The sequence below is a fragment of the Pseudomonas mosselii genome (genome assembly GCF_005796105.1).
Taxonomy (GTDB): Bacteria; Pseudomonadota; Gammaproteobacteria; order Pseudomonadales; family Pseudomonadaceae; genus Aquipseudomonas; species Aquipseudomonas mosselii_C.
The window spans coordinates 1-16,880 of the sequence record NZ_VAUO01000011.1; the positions used below are offsets into that span (position 1 = coordinate 1).

General features: G+C 63.4%; 15 protein-coding genes. 8 read left to right on the forward strand and 7 right to left on the reverse strand.

From position 1 onward, the window contains the following. Positions 1-310 precede the first annotated feature (310 nt). The 6 genes from lepA (at position 311) to pdxJ (ending at position 6,361) form a co-directional block, all read left to right on the forward strand. Positions 311-2,110 carry a translation elongation factor 4 gene (gene lepA / locus FEM01_RS19365; RefSeq protein ID WP_138221085.1) on the forward strand — a complete coding sequence of 600 codons (1,800 nt, stop codon included), beginning with the start codon at positions 311-313 and terminating at the stop codon, positions 2,108-2,110. A 5-nt stretch (positions 2,111-2,115) separates the two neighbouring features. Further along, positions 2,116-2,970, forward strand: a complete 855-nt coding sequence (lepB, locus tag FEM01_RS19370; protein WP_138221086.1) for a signal peptidase I — start codon at positions 2,116-2,118, stop codon at positions 2,968-2,970. A 160-nt stretch (positions 2,971-3,130) separates the two neighbouring features. Further along, entirely contained in the window at positions 3,131-3,820 is a 690-nt protein-coding gene (gene rnc, locus FEM01_RS19375) for a ribonuclease III (protein ID WP_138221087.1), read from the forward strand. Further along, positions 3,813-4,715, forward strand: coding sequence for a GTPase Era (gene era, locus FEM01_RS19380; protein ID WP_138221088.1), 903 nt, complete (start codon positions 3,813-3,815; stop codon positions 4,713-4,715). Before rnc ends, era begins: the two co-directional genes overlap by 8 nt. A gap of 177 nt (positions 4,716-4,892) precedes the next feature. Beyond that, a complete protein-coding gene (recO, locus tag FEM01_RS19385; protein ID WP_138221089.1) occupies positions 4,893-5,576 on the forward strand; it encodes a DNA repair protein RecO in 684 nt (227 codons plus the stop codon). A gap of 62 nt (positions 5,577-5,638) precedes the next feature. Then, the gene (gene pdxJ, locus FEM01_RS19390; RefSeq protein WP_416781540.1) at positions 5,639-6,361 is read left to right on the forward strand and encodes a pyridoxine 5'-phosphate synthase; all 723 of its coding nucleotides are present in this window, start codon (positions 5,639-5,641) and stop codon (positions 6,359-6,361) included. 39 nt (positions 6,362-6,400) lie between these two features. On the opposite strand, the gene FEM01_RS19395 is transcribed toward pdxJ, so the two are convergent. Together FEM01_RS19395 and FEM01_RS19400 are read right to left on the reverse strand one after the other, a co-directional pair. Then, positions 6,401-7,786, reverse strand: coding sequence for a heavy metal sensor histidine kinase (locus FEM01_RS19395; RefSeq protein ID WP_138221091.1), 1,386 nt, complete (start codon positions 7,784-7,786; stop codon positions 6,401-6,403). Next, entirely contained in the window at positions 7,783-8,457 is a 675-nt protein-coding gene (locus tag FEM01_RS19400) for a heavy metal response regulator transcription factor (RefSeq protein WP_138221092.1), read from the reverse strand. The genes FEM01_RS19395 and FEM01_RS19400 overlap by 4 nt, the downstream gene beginning before the upstream one ends. 239 nt (positions 8,458-8,696) lie before the next feature. Between FEM01_RS19400 and FEM01_RS19405 the strand changes: the two genes are divergently transcribed. Further along, positions 8,697-8,903 (forward strand): hypothetical protein, encoded by a 207-nt coding sequence (locus FEM01_RS19405; RefSeq protein WP_138221177.1) that lies wholly within the window; start codon positions 8,697-8,699, stop codon positions 8,901-8,903. Between the two features lie 98 nt (positions 8,904-9,001). Here FEM01_RS19405 and cmoB read toward each other — a convergent pair whose 3' ends face one another. From cmoB to lon, 4 genes are all read right to left on the reverse strand, one after another. Next, on the reverse strand, positions 9,002-9,958 hold the full coding sequence (cmoB, locus tag FEM01_RS19410) for a tRNA 5-methoxyuridine(34)/uridine 5-oxyacetic acid(34) synthase CmoB (protein WP_138221093.1): 957 nt from the start codon (positions 9,956-9,958) through the stop codon (positions 9,002-9,004). Further along, positions 9,955-10,698 carry a carboxy-S-adenosyl-L-methionine synthase CmoA gene (gene cmoA / locus FEM01_RS19415; protein ID WP_138221094.1) on the reverse strand — a complete coding sequence of 248 codons (744 nt, stop codon included), beginning with the start codon at positions 10,696-10,698 and terminating at the stop codon, positions 9,955-9,957. Before cmoA ends, cmoB begins: the two co-directional genes overlap by 4 nt. An 89-nt stretch (positions 10,699-10,787) precedes the next feature. Continuing rightward, positions 10,788-11,180 (reverse strand): protease inhibitor I42 family protein, encoded by a 393-nt coding sequence (locus FEM01_RS19420; protein ID WP_138221095.1) that lies wholly within the window; start codon positions 11,178-11,180, stop codon positions 10,788-10,790. Between the two features lie 229 nt (positions 11,181-11,409). Further along, positions 11,410-13,833 (reverse strand): endopeptidase La, encoded by a 2,424-nt coding sequence (lon, locus tag FEM01_RS19425; protein ID WP_138221096.1) that lies wholly within the window; start codon positions 13,831-13,833, stop codon positions 11,410-11,412. A 134-nt stretch (positions 13,834-13,967) separates the two neighbouring features. Here lon and FEM01_RS19430 point away from each other — a divergent pair, with 134 nt between their 5' ends. Further along, positions 13,968-14,417 carry a ubiquitin-conjugating enzyme E2 gene (locus FEM01_RS19430; protein WP_138221097.1) on the forward strand — a complete coding sequence of 150 codons (450 nt, stop codon included), beginning with the start codon at positions 13,968-13,970 and terminating at the stop codon, positions 14,415-14,417. 42 nt (positions 14,418-14,459) lie between these two features. Here the strand turns inward: FEM01_RS19430 and FEM01_RS19435 are convergent, their stop codons facing one another. Next, the gene (locus tag FEM01_RS19435) at positions 14,460-16,871 is read right to left on the reverse strand and encodes a glucose/quinate/shikimate family membrane-bound PQQ-dependent dehydrogenase (RefSeq protein WP_138221098.1); all 2,412 of its coding nucleotides are present in this window, start codon (positions 16,869-16,871) and stop codon (positions 14,460-14,462) included. Positions 16,872-16,880: the final 9 nt, after the last annotated feature.

Here is a 16,880-nt window from a genome sequence, read left to right on the forward strand (position 1 = left end):
CGCCCGATGAAGGTGTCCAAAATCATTAGGCCAGTTCACCTAGCCGGGGCGCCGGACCGGCCGGAAAGGGGCGCGCAGCGGCCCCATTGGCTGAACTCACTCGCATTACGCATTGGCTGCCCTTTTTCATGCGCGCAGGCCCGCTGGGCGCACGTTGCCGCCTTTTTGCCCCAGCATGGGGCACATGGGCTGGCCCAGGAGGGGGTGTACAGGCCGATAGAGGAATCTCCCATATCACTGCGGCTTGAGGTACAATTCCCGGCTATTTTTCGGCGGGCGTTCGGCTCGCAGCCTTTTCGAGTGTTGACCTGTGAGTGATTTGAGTCATATCCGCAATTTCTCCATCATCGCCCACATCGACCATGGCAAGTCGACGCTGGCCGACCGTTTCATCCAGATGTGCGGTGGCCTGTCGGCACGCGAAATGGAGGCCCAGGTCCTCGACTCCATGGACCTGGAGCGTGAGCGCGGGATCACCATCAAGGCCCACAGCGTCACGCTCAATTACAAGGCGCAGGACGGCAAGGTCTACCAGTTGAACTTCATCGACACTCCAGGCCACGTCGACTTCACCTATGAAGTCTCGCGTTCGCTGGCGGCCTGTGAAGGCGCGCTGTTGGTGGTCGACGCTGGCCAAGGTGTCGAGGCCCAGTCGGTCGCCAACTGCTACACCGCCATCGAGCAGGGCCTGGAAGTCATGCCCGTGCTGAACAAGATGGACCTGCCCCAGGCCGACCCGGACCGCGTCAAGGACGAGATCGAGAAGATCATCGGCATCGACGCCACCGACGCCGTGGCATGCAGTGCCAAGAGCGGCATGGGTGTGGACGAGGTGCTCGAGCGCCTGGTCCAGACCATCCCTGCACCGGAAGGCAACATCGACGCCCCCTTGCAGGCGCTGATCATCGACTCCTGGTTCGACAACTACCTGGGCGTTGTGTCCTTGGTACGCGTGCGCCACGGCCGCGTCAAGAAAGGCGACAAGATCCTGGTCAAGTCCACCGGCAAGGTGCACCTGGTCGACAGCGTCGGTGTGTTCACCCCGAAACACACCCAGACCGCCGACCTTAAAGCCGGTGAAGTTGGCTTCATCATCGCCAGCATCAAGGACATTCATGGCGCGCCGGTGGGTGATACCCTGACGCTGTCCAACACCCCTGAAGTCGAAGTGCTGCCGGGCTTCAAGAAGATCCAGCCGCAGGTCTACGCCGGCCTGTTCCCGGTCAGCTCCGACGACTTCGAGGACTTCCGCGACGCACTGCAAAAGCTGACGTTGAACGACTCGTCGCTGCAGTACATGCCGGAAAGCTCCGACGCACTGGGCTTCGGCTTCCGTTGCGGCTTCCTCGGCATGCTGCACATGGAGATCATCCAGGAGCGCCTGGAGCGCGAGTACGACCTGGACCTGATCACCACCGCCCCAAGCGTGATCTACGAGCTGGAACTCAAGACCGGCGAGACCATCGTCGTCGACAACCCGTCCAAGCTGCCGGACGTCTCGGCCGTGGCCGACTTCCGGGAGCCGATCGTCACTGCCACCATCCTGGTGCCTCAGGAGCACCTGGGCAACGTGATTACCCTGTGCATCGAGAAGCGTGGCGTGCAGCGCGACATGCAGTTCCTCGGCAGCCAGGTGCAGGTGCGCTATGACATGCCGATGAACGAGGTGGTGCTGGACTTCTTCGACCGCCTTAAGTCCACTAGCCGCGGCTACGCTTCGCTGGACTATCATTTCGACCGCTACCAGTCGGCCAACCTGGTCAAGCTGGACGTGCTGATCAACGGTGACAAGGTCGACGCCTTGGCACTGATCGTGCACCGTGACAACGCAGCCTACAAAGGCCGTGCATTGACCGAGAAGATGAAGGAACTGATCCCTCGCCAGATGTTCGACGTGGCGATCCAGGCAGCCATCGGCGGCCAGATCATCGCGCGGACAACTGTCAAGGCGCTCAGAAAGAACGTACTGGCCAAGTGCTACGGCGGTGACGTCAGCCGTAAGAAGAAACTGCTGGAGAAGCAGAAGGCCGGTAAGAAACGCATGAAACAGGTCGGTAACGTGGAAATTCCACAGGAAGCCTTCCTCGCCGTGCTCAGGTTGGATAGCTAGGTCCTATGTCGCTAAATTTCCCGCTGTTGCTCGTCATCGCCGTAGCCGTGTGTGGCCTGTTAGGCCTGATCGACCTGCTGTTCCTGGCCCCGCGCAGGCGGGCGGCGATCGCCACCTACCAGAACAGCGTCACCCAGCCCGAAGTGGCCGTGGTGGAGCGCCTGAACAAGGAGCCGTTGCTGGTCGAATACGGCAAGTCTTTCTTCCCGGTACTGTTCATCGTGCTGGTGCTGCGCTCGTTCCTGGTCGAACCGTTCCAGATCCCTTCGGGGTCGATGAAACCGACCCTGGAAGTGGGCGACTTCATCCTGGTGAACAAGTTCTCCTACGGTATCCGCCTGCCGGTGATCGACAAGAAGGTCATCGAGGTCGGTGATCCACAGCGCGGGGATGTGATGGTGTTCCGTTACCCGAGTGATCCGAACGTCAACTACATCAAGCGTGTAGTCGGCCTGCCGGGTGACGAGATCCGCTACACCAACGACAAGCGGCTGTATGTCAATGGCCAATTGGTCGCTGAACAGCTTGTCGGGACCGAGCCTGGCACCCTGGGCAGCGCTGAGCTTTACAAAGAAAAACTGGGTGAAGCCGAGCACCTGATCCGCAAGGAAATGGCGCGCTATCGTATGCCGCCGGACCAGCAATGGAGTGTACCGGCTGGCCACTACTTCATGATGGGTGACAACCGCGACAACTCCAACGACAGCCGCTACTGGGATGACCCGAACATACCCAAAGCGCTGCACGGCATGGTTCCAGACCGCAATATCGTCGGCAAGGCGTTCGCGGTATGGATGAGCTGGCCAGAACCGAAACTGAGCCATTTCCCGAACCTGTCGCGGGTCGGCCTGATCCACTGAGCATCGACGGCGCTGTCTGCGGACAGCGCCGATTGCATTTCTGACATAGGCTGTGTTCTCAGGGAGCGAGAGATTTCGCCGTTTCCGGCGAAGACCACAGCCAAACCGTCTTTCAGGATGTTGATTTGAACAACGCGTTTAACACCACAGGGGAGGTCCGATGAGCGCCTCTCTTGCCCGCCTGGAGCGCAAGCTCGGCTACACCTTCAAGAATCAGGACCTGATGTTGTTGGCCCTGACCCATCGCAGCTATGCCGGGCGCAATAACGAACGCCTGGAGTTCCTCGGCGATGCCATCCTCAACTTCGTTGCTGGCGAAGCGCTGTTCGAGCGTTTCCCGCAAGCTCGCGAAGGCCAGTTGTCGCGTCTGCGTGCGCGGTTGGTCAAGGGTGAGACACTGGCCCGGTTGGCCCGTGGCTTCGACCTGGGTGAGTACCTGCGCCTGGGCTCGGGCGAACTCAAGAGTGGCGGTTTTCGCCGCGAGTCGATCCTCGCCGACGCGCTTGAGGCACTGATCGGCGCGATCTACCAGGACGCCGACATGCAGACCGCCCGCGAGCGCATCCTCGCCTGGCTGACCGACGAGTTCGACGGCCTGACGCTGGTGGACACCAACAAGGACCCGAAGACCCGCTTGCAGGAGTTCCTGCAGTCGCGAGCCTGCGAACTACCGCGCTATGAGGTGGTGGATATCCAGGGTGAACCGCACTGCCGGACGTTCTTCGTCGAGTGCGAAGTGGTCCTGCTGAATAAAAAAAGCCGTGGCCAGGGCGTGAGCCGGCGTATCGCCGAACAGGTCGCTGCCGCCGCCGCATTGATCGCCCTGGGCGTGGAGAATGGCAATGACTGAGAACACTTCGACCCGCTGCGGCTATGTCGCCATCGTGGGTCGCCCTAACGTGGGCAAGTCCACGCTGCTCAACCACATCCTCGGGCAGAAGCTGGCGATCACCTCGCGCAAGCCGCAGACCACTCGCCACAACATGCTCGGCATCAAGACCGAGGGTGAGGTGCAGGCGATCTACGTCGACACCCCCGGCATGCACAAGGCCAACGACAAGGCCCTGAACCGCTACATGAACCGCAACGCCTCGGCGGCTTTGAAGGACGTGGATGTGGTGATCTTCGTGGTCGACCGCACGCGCTGGACCGATGAGGACCAACTGGTGCTCGAGCGCGTTCAGTACGTCACCGGCCCGTTGATCATCGCGGTCAACAAGACCGACCGCATGGAAGAAAAAGCCGAGTTGATCCCGCACCTTCAGTGGTTGCAGGAGCAACTGCCGAATGCCGAGGTGATGCCGATTTCCGCGCAGCAGGGGCACAACCTTGACGCGCTGGAAGCGCAGATTGCGAAGCACCTGCCGGAAAACGACCACTTCTTCCCGGAAGACCAGATCACCGACCGCAGCAGCCGCTTCCTCGCTGCCGAACTGGTGCGCGAAAAGATCATGCGCCAGCTGGGTGCGGAGCTGCCGTACCAGATCACCGTGGAAATCGAAGAGTTCAAGCAACAGGGCCATGTGCTGCACATCCATGCACTGATCCTCGTAGAGCGCGACGGCCAGAAGAAAATCATCATTGGTGACAAGGGCGAGCGCATCAAGCGCATTGGTTCCGAGGCGCGCAAGGACATGGAAGTGCTGTTCGACGCCAAGGTGATGCTTAACCTGTGGGTCAAGGTCAAAGGCGGCTGGTCCGACGACGAGCGCGCCCTGCGCTCGCTGGGTTACGGCGACCTGTAAGCTTCTGGCCGCAGCTGTCTGGCCTTTGTAGGAGCGGCCTTGTGTCGCGAAAGGGCCGCGTAGCGGCCCCAAAATTTCAGCGTCGCTGCGCAGATTGCTGGGGCTGCTTTGCAGCCCTTGCGCGACACAAGGCCGCTCCTACAGGGTCAGCGACGCTCTCGGTCTGAGTGACACCCCATGGACCAACCCACCCCCCAACCGGCCTACGTGCTGCATAGTCGCGCCTACAAGGAAACCAGTGCCCTGGTGGACTTTCTCACCCCTCAGGGCCGTGTGCGTGCAGTGCTGCGCCGGGCACGGGGCAAGGGGGGCAGCCTGGTGCGACCATTCGTGCCATTGGAGGTAGAGCTGCGTGGGCGCGGCGAATTGAAGAACGTCGGGCGCCTGGACACCAGCGGTATCGCCGCCTGGCTGCATGGCGATGCGCTGTTCAGTGGCTTGTACCTCAACGAACTGCTGATGCGCCTGCTGCCAGCCGAGGCGCCGCATCCGGCGCTGTTCGAGCATTACGCCCTGACCTTGCAGGCCCTGGCCGCAGGCCGTGCACTGGAGCCGCTGCTGCGCTCTTTCGAATGGCGCCTGCTTGATGAGCTGGGCTACGCCTTTGCCCTGAACCACGACGTCAACGCCGCACCGGTGGTTGCCGAGGGCCTTTATCGTCTACAGGTGGACGCCGGGCTCGAACGCGTCGAGCTGTTCCAGCCTGGGCTGTTCAGGGGCACCGAACTGCTGGCCCTGGCTGACGCGGACTGGGACGCTCCCGGCGCCCTGCTGGCAGCCAAACGCCTGATGCGCCAGGCCCTGGCGGTTCATCTGGGGCCAAAGCCGCTGGTCAGTCGGGAACTGTTTCGCAAGCGCTGAGCACGACGTATGCTGTGGGCCTCAATCTTCAGGAGAGCCCTTTCGTGACTCACAGCAACCGCATGCTTCTTGGCGTCAACATCGACCACGTGGCGACCCTGCGCCAGGCCCGGGGTACCCGTTACCCTGACCCGGTCAAGGCTGCGCTGGACGCCGAGGAAGCGGGTGCCGATGGCATCACCGTGCACCTGCGCGAAGACCGTCGGCATATCCAGGAGCGTGACGTCTTGCTGCTCAAGGACGTGTTGCAGACCCGCATGAACTTCGAGATGGGTGTCACCGAAGAGATGATGGTCTTTGCCGAGAAGATCCGCCCGGCGCACATCTGCCTGGTCCCGGAGACCCGCCAGGAGCTGACCACCGAAGGTGGCCTGGATGTGGCCGGCCAGCAAGCGCGTATCAAGGCCGCAGTGGAGCGCCTGTCGCGCACGGGCGCTGAAGTGTCGCTGTTCATCGATGCCGACGAGCGGCAAATCGAGGCTTCGCGGCTTGTCGGTGCGCCGGCCATCGAGCTGCACACCGGTCGTTACGCAGATGCCGAAACACCCAGCGAGGTGGCGCAAGAGTTACAGCGCATCAAGGATGGCGTGGCCTTTGGCGTCGGTCAGGGCCTGATCGTCAACGCCGGTCACGGCCTGCACTACCACAACGTCGAGGCGGTCGCGGCCATCAAGGGCATCAACGAGTTGAACATCGGCCATGCGCTGGTGGCTCACGCCCTGTTCGTTGGTTTCAAGGCGGCGGTGGCCGAGATGAAGGCACTGATCCTCGACGCTTCGCGCTGAACGGTCGATTTTGGGGCCCGTGAGGGCCCTGCCATCGCGTTACTGCGACTTGAACAGCAAGGTGAATCGGGTCGGGCCGCTGGGGCAACTGCTTACCTCGACCCTGCCGCCGTGCAACTGCATGATCGACTTGACGATCGCCAGCCCCAGCCCGGTTCCCCCCTCGAGCCGCGAGCGCCCGGAGCCCGCCCGGTAGAAACGCTCGAACAGGTGCGCTAGGTGTTCCTCGGCGATACCCGGCCCGGTGTTCTGCACCCATACGGCGATGTCGTTTTCTCTTCGCTCAATGCCCACGGTGATTGGCTGGTGTGCCTGGCCATGTCGAATGGCATTGCTCAACAGGTTCGACAGTGCCCGCTGGAACATCAATCGGTCGGCCAGCGCAGTACCCCAGCCTTGCAGGTGCAAGCTGATCCCCTTGAGTTCGGCGCTGAAGGCGAACAGTTCGCTCACCCGCGACACTTCATCGGCCAGTGCCAAGGGCGCCAGGGTCACCTGGGTCTGCGGCTGGCTGACCTGGGCGAGGAACAGCATGTCGTTGATCATGCGATTGAGCCGGGTCAGTTCCTCGACGCTATCTTCCAGCGCCTCACGGTAGCGTTCGCCATCGCGTTCGCGGGCGAGGGTGACCTGGGCCTTGCCCATCAGGTTGCCGATGGGGGTGCGCAGTTCGTGGGCCAGATCGTCGGAGAACTGCGAGAGCTGGCTGACGCCCTGGTCGAGTCGGTCGAGCATGATGTTGATGGCCCGGGCCAAATCCGCCAGCTCGCTGGGCAGCCCTGCGTCGGGTAGGCGGTGCTCCAGGTTCTGCGCCGACACCTGGCCTGCGATACGGCGAAAGTGGCGCAGCGGGCGCAAGCCTCGTTGTACCAGTTTCCAGGCCGCGATGCCGATCAGTAGCAACAGCAACGGCAGTGCCAGCAACGTCGAGTGCAAGTAGGCTTCGAGCAGATCGTTGTCGTCGCTGCGGTTGAGTGACATCAGCACCTTGACTGGGGTGTCGTCACGCAGGCGCATCAGGCGGCTGGCGCTGAGCATCTGGTTACCTGCAGCGTCCTGCCATTCATGGAAGCTCAGTTGGGCCTCGACGGGCAGCGTTTGCAGCGTTTGCGATTGCAATGGCGGGCCCAGGCTCAGTAGGGCGGGGTGGCGACCGTTGACTGCCAGCACGCTGAGGCTCAGGTTGTCATGGCCCATCACCAGATCGAGCAAGGGGTGGGCGCGGGTCGCGAGATCGGCACTGCGCAGGTCCACGCGCAGGTTGTGCTCCACCTGTAGCATCTTGCGCGTGAGGTCCTTGCGCGCCCGGCTGTCCAGTTCGTGGTCCAAGGCAAAAACCGCCAGGCATGCCAGCAGCAGCACCAGCGCTGCCCCCATCAGGGTCACGCTCAGGCCCAGGCGCAGCGAGAGGCTGGTGGCTTTCACTGGCGCGCCTCGAGCACGTAGCCGACGCCGCGCAAGGTATGGATCAGCTTGTCCTCGAACGGGTCGTCGATCTTCGCGCGCAGGCGGCGGATCGACACTTCCACCACGTTGGTGTCGCAGTCGAAGTTCATGTCCCAGACCAATGAAATGATCTGGGTACGCGACAGCACTTCGCCACTTTGGCGCATCAGCAGGTGCAGCAGGGCGAACTCCTTGGCCGTCAGGTCGATGCGCTGGCCGCCACGCCAGGCCCGATGGCGACCGGGGTCCAGCTCAAGGTCGGCGACTTTCAGCGTGCTTGGCTGCAAGCGTTGGTCGTTGCGCCGCAGCAGGCTGCGGATGCGCGCCAGCAGCTCGGGAAACTCGAAGGGCTTGAGCAGATAGTCGTCGGCGCCCAGGTCCAGGCCTTTGACCCGATCGGCCAGGCGGCCGTGGGCCGTGAGCATCATGATGCGAGTGGCGGACTCTGCGCGCAGGCGTTGTAGTACGCTCCAGCCGTCCAGTTCGGGCAGGTTCACGTCGAGGATCACCAGATCGTAAGGCTGCTGGCGGGCCAGGTGCAGGCCATCGGTGCCGGTATGTGCGCAATCGACCACGTAGCCGTTCTCGCGCAGGCCTTGTTGCAAGTAGTCGGCGGTACGGGGTTCGTCTTCGATGATCAACAGGCGCATGGTCAGGCTCGGCAGGAGAAAGGGGGGCGATTCTCGACCCTGTAGTGACATCAGGGTCAAGCCGTGAGGATGTTACGGGATGCGAGCGGCGTGGTGGCGGGGATAACCGATTTGTAATGCGCAGGTCATGTGGCCGATAGCTGCGGCCCCTTGCAAGACTGTAATCCCCGGATCACCTTGGTGTTAGCTGCGTGCTGTCAGGATGGCCCTGTCTAAACGGTTACCTTGAGGCAAGCATGATGAACCTGAGCAAATACCTGCTGCTGGCGACCCTCGCCCTGGGCAGCACCAGCGTTTTCGCCGAAGATGGAGCGCAAAGGTCGAAGCAGTTCTGGCAGGCATTCCGCGAGGATCAGGCCCGCCTGCATGGCGACGACAAGCAGCAAGCGCTGGCTGAGCGTGAACGCAAGGCCGAGCAAAGGGCCCGCGAGGTGGCCAAGGACTGAGGTGCAAGCGAGCGGGGCCGCTGTGCGGCCCTTCGCGGGTAAACCCGCCTTGCACAGCCTGGGTTCTGCGCAGAACCCACGAAGGGCTGTAGGTCGGGTTACTTGCGCGCCAGCAGCGTGGCGCGGCGTGGCGCCGGCAGGCCTTCGACGGTCTTGCTGTGGTCGTTCGGGTCGAGGAAATCACCCAGCGACTGGTAGCGCATCCATTCGGTGCTGCGCTGCTCCTCGACGCTGGTGACGCTGACGTCGACGCAGCGTACGTCGCTAAAGCCTGCGCGGCGCAGCCAGCGCTCCAGCGCCGGGACCGAGGGCAGGAACCAGACGTTGCGCATCTGCGCGTAGCGATCTTCCGGCACCAGTACCTGATTTTCGTCGCCTTCGATCACCAAGGTTTCGAGCACCAGCTCGCCGCCCTTGACCAGGCAGTCCTTCAGCGCCAGCAGGTGCTCGATGGGTGAACGACGGTGGTAGAACACCCCCATCGAGAACACCGTGTCGAAGCCTTCCAGGTTGGCCGGCAGTTCTTCGAGGGCGAACGGCAGGTGCCAGGCGGGGAGCTGTGGCAGGTACTGCTGCACCGCTTGGAACTGGCAGAAGAACAGCCAGTTGGGGTCGACGCCGATGACCATGTCGGCACCAGCGCCGAGCATGCGCCACTGGTAATAACCGTTGCCGCAGCCCACATCGAGCACGCGCTTGCCCTGGAGGTTCAGGTGCGGGCCTACGCGCGACCATTTCCAGTCCGAACGCCATTCGGTGTCCACGTGCACGCCGAACAGGTCGAATGGCCCTTTGCGCCAAGGCGACAGCCCCATCAACGCCTGGCGCATCTGCGCACGGGTGGCGTCGTCGCAGTCGCAGTCCAGGCGCAGGCCGTCGACCAGGTCGATCTGGCTTGGCACAAGGTTGGGCAACGCCGCCAGCGCGCCGCGCCAGCGCTCGAGGTCACCGTGGCCTTTCTCCAGCTTGCTTTCCAGTTGCGCTTGCAGGCCTTGGGACCAGGTGGCAAGGGGCGTGCCCGCCAGACGGCGAACGAGGGGGGACAGATCGATCATGGCAGGGCTATCAGCGAGGCAAAGTTGAGGCATTGGAACCACGGCACGACCTTGGAAAAACCGGCGGCCAGCAGGCGTGCTTCGTGGGTCTGCAAGGTGTCAGGCTTCATCACGTGCTCGATGGCGCTGCGCTTCTGGGCGATTTCCAGGTCGCTGTAGCCATTGGCACGCTTGAAATCCAGGTGCAGGTCGTTGAGTAGATCCTGCGTGGGGTCGTCTGCAAAGCGCAGTTTCTCCGACAGAATCAATGCACCGCCCGGCAGCAGGGCCTGGCGGATGCGGCCGAGCAGTTCCAGGCGTTGGTCGGGGGCGATGAACTGCAAGGTGAAGTTCATGGCCACCACCGAGGCTGGCTCGAAAGGCAGCGTGAGGATATCGGCTTCGAGCACCTGCACCGGCAGCAGCTCCTGGAACATCGAGTCCTGGGCGGTGAGGTATTGGCGGCAGCGCTCGACCATGGCGGCGGAATTGTCCACCGCGATCACCCGGCAGCCGTCGCTGCGCACGTGGCGGCGCAGGGCCTGGGTGACCGCGCCCAGCGAAGCGCCCAGGTCATACAGGGCAGTGTTCGGCTGGGCGAAGCGTGCCGCGAGCACGCCCAGGTTCTCGACGATGGTCGGATAACCGGGCACCGAGCGCTTGATCATGTCCGGGAACACGCGCACCACGTCCTCGTTGAAGACGAAGTCGGGCACCTGTTCCAGGGGCTGGGCGAATAGGCGGTCGGGTTCTTTGCTCACAGTGGGTCCAGGCGGCTTGCAATCCAGAGGGGCGGCATTCTAGCCAAACCACGCCAAGCTTGCATGGCCTGCTGACCGGCGCGGCACGCTCAGCGCACGCGAATGGCGCAGTCGAAGGTCTGCACCGGGCGAACTTCCGGTGCCCACGGCTGTTGATACACCAGCACGAGTTGGCCGTCACCGGCTGAACTCGCCTGGAAACGCCAGGTGGAGAGCCCCGCGCTACCGACGATGCCGGCCTCTTGCGGGTCGCTGTAGACCTCAGGGCCGAGGCTGCGCAGGATGCCTGAGGCGGGGTTTTGCAGCAGCCAGCGGTAGCCCGTCGTCGGATTGCTGGGCAGGGTCAGGGTCAGGCTCTGGCCCACGTGCAGACGCTGGGGGCATTCGCTTTCGGCGTCCAGTTCAACGCTGCGTGGCGGTTGTTGCGCGCAGGCGCCGAGCAGGGTGAGGCCTAGGAGAAACAGTACGCGTTGGTAGTGCATGGTGGCTCCGTGTCGGGGATCGAAGCGCCAACCGGACAGGCAGGGCTGGCCGATGCCGTCGGAGGCAGGCGATGCCTTCTTATTGCCACGCTCGCCCGAGCCTGGCGCAAACGACGTTGATTATGCTCAGCTGCAAGCGCAGGCCGCAATCGTCGCGCTCAAGCATGGCCGAGCGCGACGCACCGAGGCGCGCCTGTGGGGCAAGTCGACATGCCGCACCTCGGTCCTCTCAACTGAACAGTACCTTCGCCACGTCGGCGTAGCGTTTGGCGAAATGCACCTGTAGCCCTTCCTTGAGGTAGGCCGGCAGCTCTTCGAAATGCCCACGGTTGGCTTCGGGCAAGATCAGTTCGAAGATCTTCTGTCGGCGCGCCGCGATGACTTTTTCGCGCACCCCGCCGATCGGCAGCACCTGCCCGGTAAGGGTCAGCTCGCCGGTCATGGCCACGCCTTTCTTCGGCGCCTGGTCACGGGCCAGCGACAGCAGGGCGCTGGCCATGGTGATGCCGGCGCTGGGGCCGTCCTTGGGGGTGGCGCCTTCGGGGACGTGCAGGTGGATGAACGCTTCGTTGAAGAATGCTGGGTCGGCGCCGAACTGCTTGAGGTTCGAGCTGATGTAGCTGTAGGCGATTTCAGCCGATTCCTTCATCACCTCGCCCAGTTGGCCAGTCAGCTTGAAGCCGCGGTTCAGGGTATGGATGCGCGTGGCCTCGATGGGCAGGGTAGCGCCGCCCATGCTGGTCCAGGCAAGGCCGGTGATCACGCCTTTGCCAGCCAGCACCTGCTCGCTGCGGAATACCGGCATGCCGAGGGCGGCTTCCAGGTCTTTGTTGCCGATCTTGAGCTTGGCTTCGGGGTCGTCGAGCAGCTTTACCACGGCCTTGCGCACCAGTTTGCCTAGCTGTTTCTCCAGCTGGCGCACACCCGCCTCGCGGGCGTAACCCTCGATCACCGTGCGCAGGGCGCTGTCGCTGATGCTCAGGCTGGTCTTCGACACGCCGGCCTTTTCCAGTTGCTTGGGCCACAGGTGACGCTTGGCGATGGCGAGCTTTTCTTCGGTGATGTAGCCCGACAGGCGGATCACTTCCATGCGGTCGAGCAACGGCCCAGGGATCGAGTCCAGGGTGTTGGCGGTGCACACGAACAAGACCTTGGACAGGTCCAGGCGCAGGTCCAGGTAATGGTCGAGGAAGTCGACGTTCTGCTCGGGGTCGAGGGTTTCGAGCAAGGCCGAGGCCGGGTCGCCCTGATAGCTCTGGCCCATCTTGTCGATCTCGTCGAGCATGATCACAGGATTCATCACCTCGACCTCCTTGAGCGCCTGCACCAGCTTGCCCGGTTGCGCGCCGATGTAGGTACGCCGGTGGCCCTTGATTTCGGCCTCGTCGCGCATGCCGCCGACGCTGAAGCGATAGAACGGCCGGCCCAGCGACTCGGCGATGGACTTGCCGATGCTGGTCTTGCCGACCCCGGGCGGGCCGACCAGTAGTACGATCGAGCCGCTGATCTCGCCTTTCCAGGCGCCGACGGCGAGGAATTCGAGGATGCGCTCCTTGATGTCGTCGAGCCCGGCGTGATGGCGGTCGAGCACTTTGCGCGCGTGGGGCAGATCGAGTTTGTCCGCACCGTATTGGCCCCACGGCAGGGCCGTGGCCCACTCCAGGTAGTTGCGGGTGACGGCGTACTCGGGCGAGCCGGTTTCGAGGATGCCCAGCTTGGCCATTTCTTCGTCGATGCGTTTTTTCGCCTGCTCAGGCAAGGTCTTGCCTTCCAGGCGCTGCTGGAACTGTTCGAGGTCGGCGCTACGGTCGTCCTTGGTCAGGCCCAGCTCCTGCTGGATGACCTTGAGCTGCTCCTTGAGGAAGAACTCGCGTTGGTGCTCGCCGATCTGCCGGTTCACCTCGGCGGAGATCTCGTTCTGCAGGCGCGCGACTTCGACCTCCTTGCGCAGCATGGGCAGGACCTTTTCCATGCGCTTGAGCATGGGCACGCAATCGAGCACTTCCTGCAACTGGTTGCCGTTGGCCGAGGTGAGCGCGGCGGCGAAGTCTGTCAGCGGCGAAGGGTCGTTGGGGCTGAAGCGGTTGAGGTAGTTCTTCAGCTCCTCGCTGTACAGCGGGTTAAGTGGCAGCAGCTCCTTGATCGCGTTGATCAGGGCCATGCCGTAGGCCTTGACTTCGTCGGTCGGCTCGGCCGGCTGGCGCGGGTATTCAACTTCGACCAAATAGGGCGGGCGATGGTGTTTGAGCCAGGTACGGATACGCACCCGGGTCAGGCCCTGGGCGACGAATTGCAGCTTGCCGCCCTCGCGGCTGGCATGGTGCACCTTGACCAGGGTGCCGTACTCGGGCAAGGCCTTGGTATCGAAGTGGCGGTGGTCTTCTGGCGGGGTGTCCATGTAGAACAGCGCCAGGCTGTGGTGCTCGGATTTGGCCACCAGGTCGAGGGTTTCGGCCCAGGGTTCTTCATTGACGATCACCGGCAGCACTTGTGCGGGGAAGAACGGGCGGTTGTGAATCGGGATCACGTACACCTTGTCCGGCAGTTGCTGGCCAGGCAGGGCGAGGTGGTGGCCAGTGCCGGCCGAAGGGTCGAGGTGTTCGACTGCGCTGTGTTCGTCGGGATGTTCCGGGAAATCCTGCTGGTCGCTCATGGGGCACCTGCGTGAATGGCTATGGGTGCTTAGATGGGGAGGCGCGCTACAGGTTTCAATGGCCGGCGGATGAACGATCTGTCACTGTCGCGGTTGCGAAGTTGTGCTCCACTCAACCGGATATGAGGCTGCCGATGGCGACATTGCAAAGGATTCAGAAAGAGCTGGCGATGATGGTCAAGGATCCGCCGGCGGGTTGTTCGGCTGGGCCTTCCAGCGACAACGACCTGTTCGCGTGGAATGCATCGATCATGGGGCCTTCGGGCACGCCCTACGAGGGCGGGGTGTTCTTCCTGGCTTTGGCATTCCCGCAGGATTACCCGGTATCACCGTTGAAGGTGCGGTTCGTGACGCGGATCTATCACCCCAACGTTGGCAGCGAGGGTGAGGTGGGCCTGGATATCCTGGGCAGCAACTGGTCACCGGCGCTGACCGTGGAAAAGGTGCTGATGAGCATCCTGTCGCTGTTGTGCGAGCCGAACCCGGAGCAGCCGCTGCAGGCGGACATCGCCGAGCAGTGGTTGTGTACCCGCAAGGCGTTCGACGACACGGCCAGGCAGTGGACACGGCAGTACGCCCAGTGAGGGCGGTGTGTGCGGTGGTGTCGCCACCACCGCACGTACGGCTTATTCGCCGAGTTTGTAGGCGATGATGTAGTCGCCCATCTTGGTGCCCAGCGAGCCATGGCCACCGGCGACGATCAGCACGTACTGCTTGCCGTCCTTGCCGGTATAGGTCATTGGCGTCGCCTGGCCGCCAGCCGGTAGGCGGGCGCTCCACAGTTCCTTGCCATTGCTCACGTCATAGGCGCGCAGGTACTGGTCCAGGGTGCCGCTGAGGAAGCCCACGCCACCGGCGGTGACGATCGAGCCGCCCATGCTTGGCACGCCCACGGGCAGACCGAGCGGCACCGGAGTGCTGTCACGGGTGGTGCCATTCTTGTACTTCCACACCACCTTGTTGGTGAACAGGTCGATAGCCGCCACATAGCCCCAGGCCGGCGCCTGGCACGGGATGCCGAGCGGCGACATGAACGGGTGCATGGTCACGGCATAAGGCGCACCGGCGTTCGGTTGTACGCCGCTGGTCTCGCTTTCGCGCTTGCTGCCCTCGGCTACCTGTTCGCGCGGAATCATCTTCGACACGAAGGCCATGTAGTTGGGCGAGGTGAACAGCAGTTGGCGCACCGGGTCGACCGACACGCTACCCCAGTTGAATACGCCGACGTTGCCCGGATAGACCAGCGTGCCTTGCTCGGACGGTGGGGTGTACTGGCCCTCATAACGCAGGCTGCGGAACTGGATACGGCACAGCATCTGGTCGAACGGCGTGGCGCCCCACATGGCCTGTTCAGTCAGTTCTGGGCCGAGCAGATTCAGGTCGGAGCGTGCTTGGGTCGGGGCGGTATGGTCGCCCTTGACCGCGCCTTGCGGTACCGGGATCTCGCGGATCGGCACGATCGGGGTGCCGTCGCGGCGGTCGAGTACGTACAGGCTGCCTTGTTTGGTCGGTACGATCACCGCAGGCTTGACGCCATCATCGGTCTTGAGGTGAACCAGGGTCGGCTGGCTACCGACGTCCATGTCCCACAGGTCGTGGTGGGTGAACTGGTAGTTCCAGCGCGCCTTGCCGGTGGCCAAGTCCAGGGCGACGATGCCAGCGCTGTACTTCTCGGCACCCGGAGTGCGGTCGGCGCCCCACTGGTCGGGGGTCTGGTTGCCCAGCGGCAGGTAGACCATGCCGAGTTCTTCATCGACGCTGGCCAGCGACCACATGTTGGCCGAGTTGCGGCTGTAGAACTTGCCGTCCGCCAGTGGCTTGGTGTCGTCCGGGTTGTTGCTGTCCCAGTTCCACACCAGGCGGCCGTCATGCACGTCGTAGGCGCGGATCACCCCGGACGGCTCGTTGGTCGACTCGTTGTCGGTCACGTGGCCGCCGATGATCACCAACTCGCGAGTTATCGCAGCGGGCGAGGTGGAGTAGTAGCCACCTGCGGTGAACGGGCCGATGCCGCGGGTCAGGTCGATCTGGCCCTGGTTGGCGAAGCCTTCGCAGACCTTGCCGTTGTCGGCGTTGATGGCGATCAGGCGGGCGTCGGCGGTGGGCAGGTAGAGGCGGCGTGGGCAGGCTTGAGCCACGGCTTGGCCTGCGTCGCTGATCTTCGGTGCCGGGCTGCCGTCGCGGCTGACGTAGCTGTTCTCGTCGTAGTACGAGACGCCACGGCAGGTCATGTGGGCAAAGCCTTTGAAGGTCTTGGTTGGGCTGGTGATCTGCGGATCGAAGCGCCAGATCTCGGCCCCGGTGTCAGGGTCCAGGGCCAGTACTCGGCCGTGCGGCGTGCACGCATAGAGCATGCCGTTAGCCTTGAGTGGAGTGTTTTCGTTGGTCAGCTCAACCGGATCGTCGCCGGTGGGCAGGTCGCCGGTGCGAATGCGCCAGGCTTCGGTGAGCTGGTAGGCGTTTTGCGGGGTGATCTGGCGCAGTGGCGAATAGCGGTCGCCGTACTCGGTACGGCCATAGGCTTGCCAGTCGCCATCAGGCATGGCCGGCGCGGCGCTGGCCATTTCGCTACTGTCGCGGGTGAAGTGGCCGCGAATCTCGCCTGGGTGGGTGAACTGGCTGGCTACCGCAGTGGCGCCCGAGGCAACCACCGCGGCGCTCAGCAGCGCGGTGTTGAGCGTCGCAGCTGGGCCGTTCAGCGGGCGGCGTGCCCATGGCAGCAGCAGCACCACGCCGATGGCGAACCAGATGGCCAGGCGTGGCACCAGTTGCCACCAGTCCAGGCCGACTTCCAGCAGCGCCCAGACAGTGCTGCCCAGCAACACCAAGCCGTACAGGCCCAGGGCCATGCGCCGCATGGCCAGCAGCAGGACGCCCGATAGGGCGAAGCCCAGGCCTGCGATCAGGTAGTAGAACGAGCCGCCCAGCAGGCTCAGCTTGATGCCGCCGGCCAGCAGGGCCAGGCCCATCAGCACTAACAACACGCCCATCAGGCGGGTCAGCCAGCGGGTTCCAGTTTTGGCACCTTGAGTGCTCATCAAAGGTTC

Bases quoted from the DNA above. Each gene is read 5' to 3' on its own strand.
- lepB (WP_138221086.1), top strand. From the start codon at position 2,116: ATGTCGCTAAATTTCCCGCTGTTGCTCGTCATCGCCGTAGCCGTGTGT.
- rnc (WP_138221087.1), top strand. From the start codon at position 3,131: ATGAGCGCCTCTCTTGCCCGCCTGGAGCGCAAGCTCGGCTACACCTTC.
- era (WP_138221088.1), top strand. From the start codon at position 3,813: ATGACTGAGAACACTTCGACCCGCTGCGGCTATGTCGCCATCGTGGGT.
- recO (WP_138221089.1), top strand. From the start codon at position 4,893: ATGGACCAACCCACCCCCCAACCGGCCTACGTGCTGCATAGTCGCGCC.
- pdxJ (WP_416781540.1), top strand. From the start codon at position 5,639: ATGCTTCTTGGCGTCAACATCGACCACGTGGCGACCCTGCGCCAGGCC.
- FEM01_RS19400 (WP_138221092.1), bottom strand. From the start codon at position 8,457: ATGCGCCTGTTGATCATCGAAGACGAACCCCGTACCGCCGACTACTTG.
- FEM01_RS19405 (WP_138221177.1), top strand. From the start codon at position 8,697: ATGAACCTGAGCAAATACCTGCTGCTGGCGACCCTCGCCCTGGGCAGC.
- cmoB (WP_138221093.1), bottom strand. From the start codon at position 9,958: ATGATCGATCTGTCCCCCCTCGTTCGCCGTCTGGCGGGCACGCCCCTT.
- FEM01_RS19420 (WP_138221095.1), bottom strand. From the start codon at position 11,180: ATGCACTACCAACGCGTACTGTTTCTCCTAGGCCTCACCCTGCTCGGC.
- lon (WP_138221096.1), bottom strand. From the start codon at position 13,833: ATGAGCGACCAGCAGGATTTCCCGGAACATCCCGACGAACACAGCGCA.
- FEM01_RS19430 (WP_138221097.1), top strand. From the start codon at position 13,968: ATGGCGACATTGCAAAGGATTCAGAAAGAGCTGGCGATGATGGTCAAG.
- FEM01_RS19435 (WP_138221098.1), bottom strand. From the start codon at position 16,871: ATGAGCACTCAAGGTGCCAAAACTGGAACCCGCTGGCTGACCCGCCTG.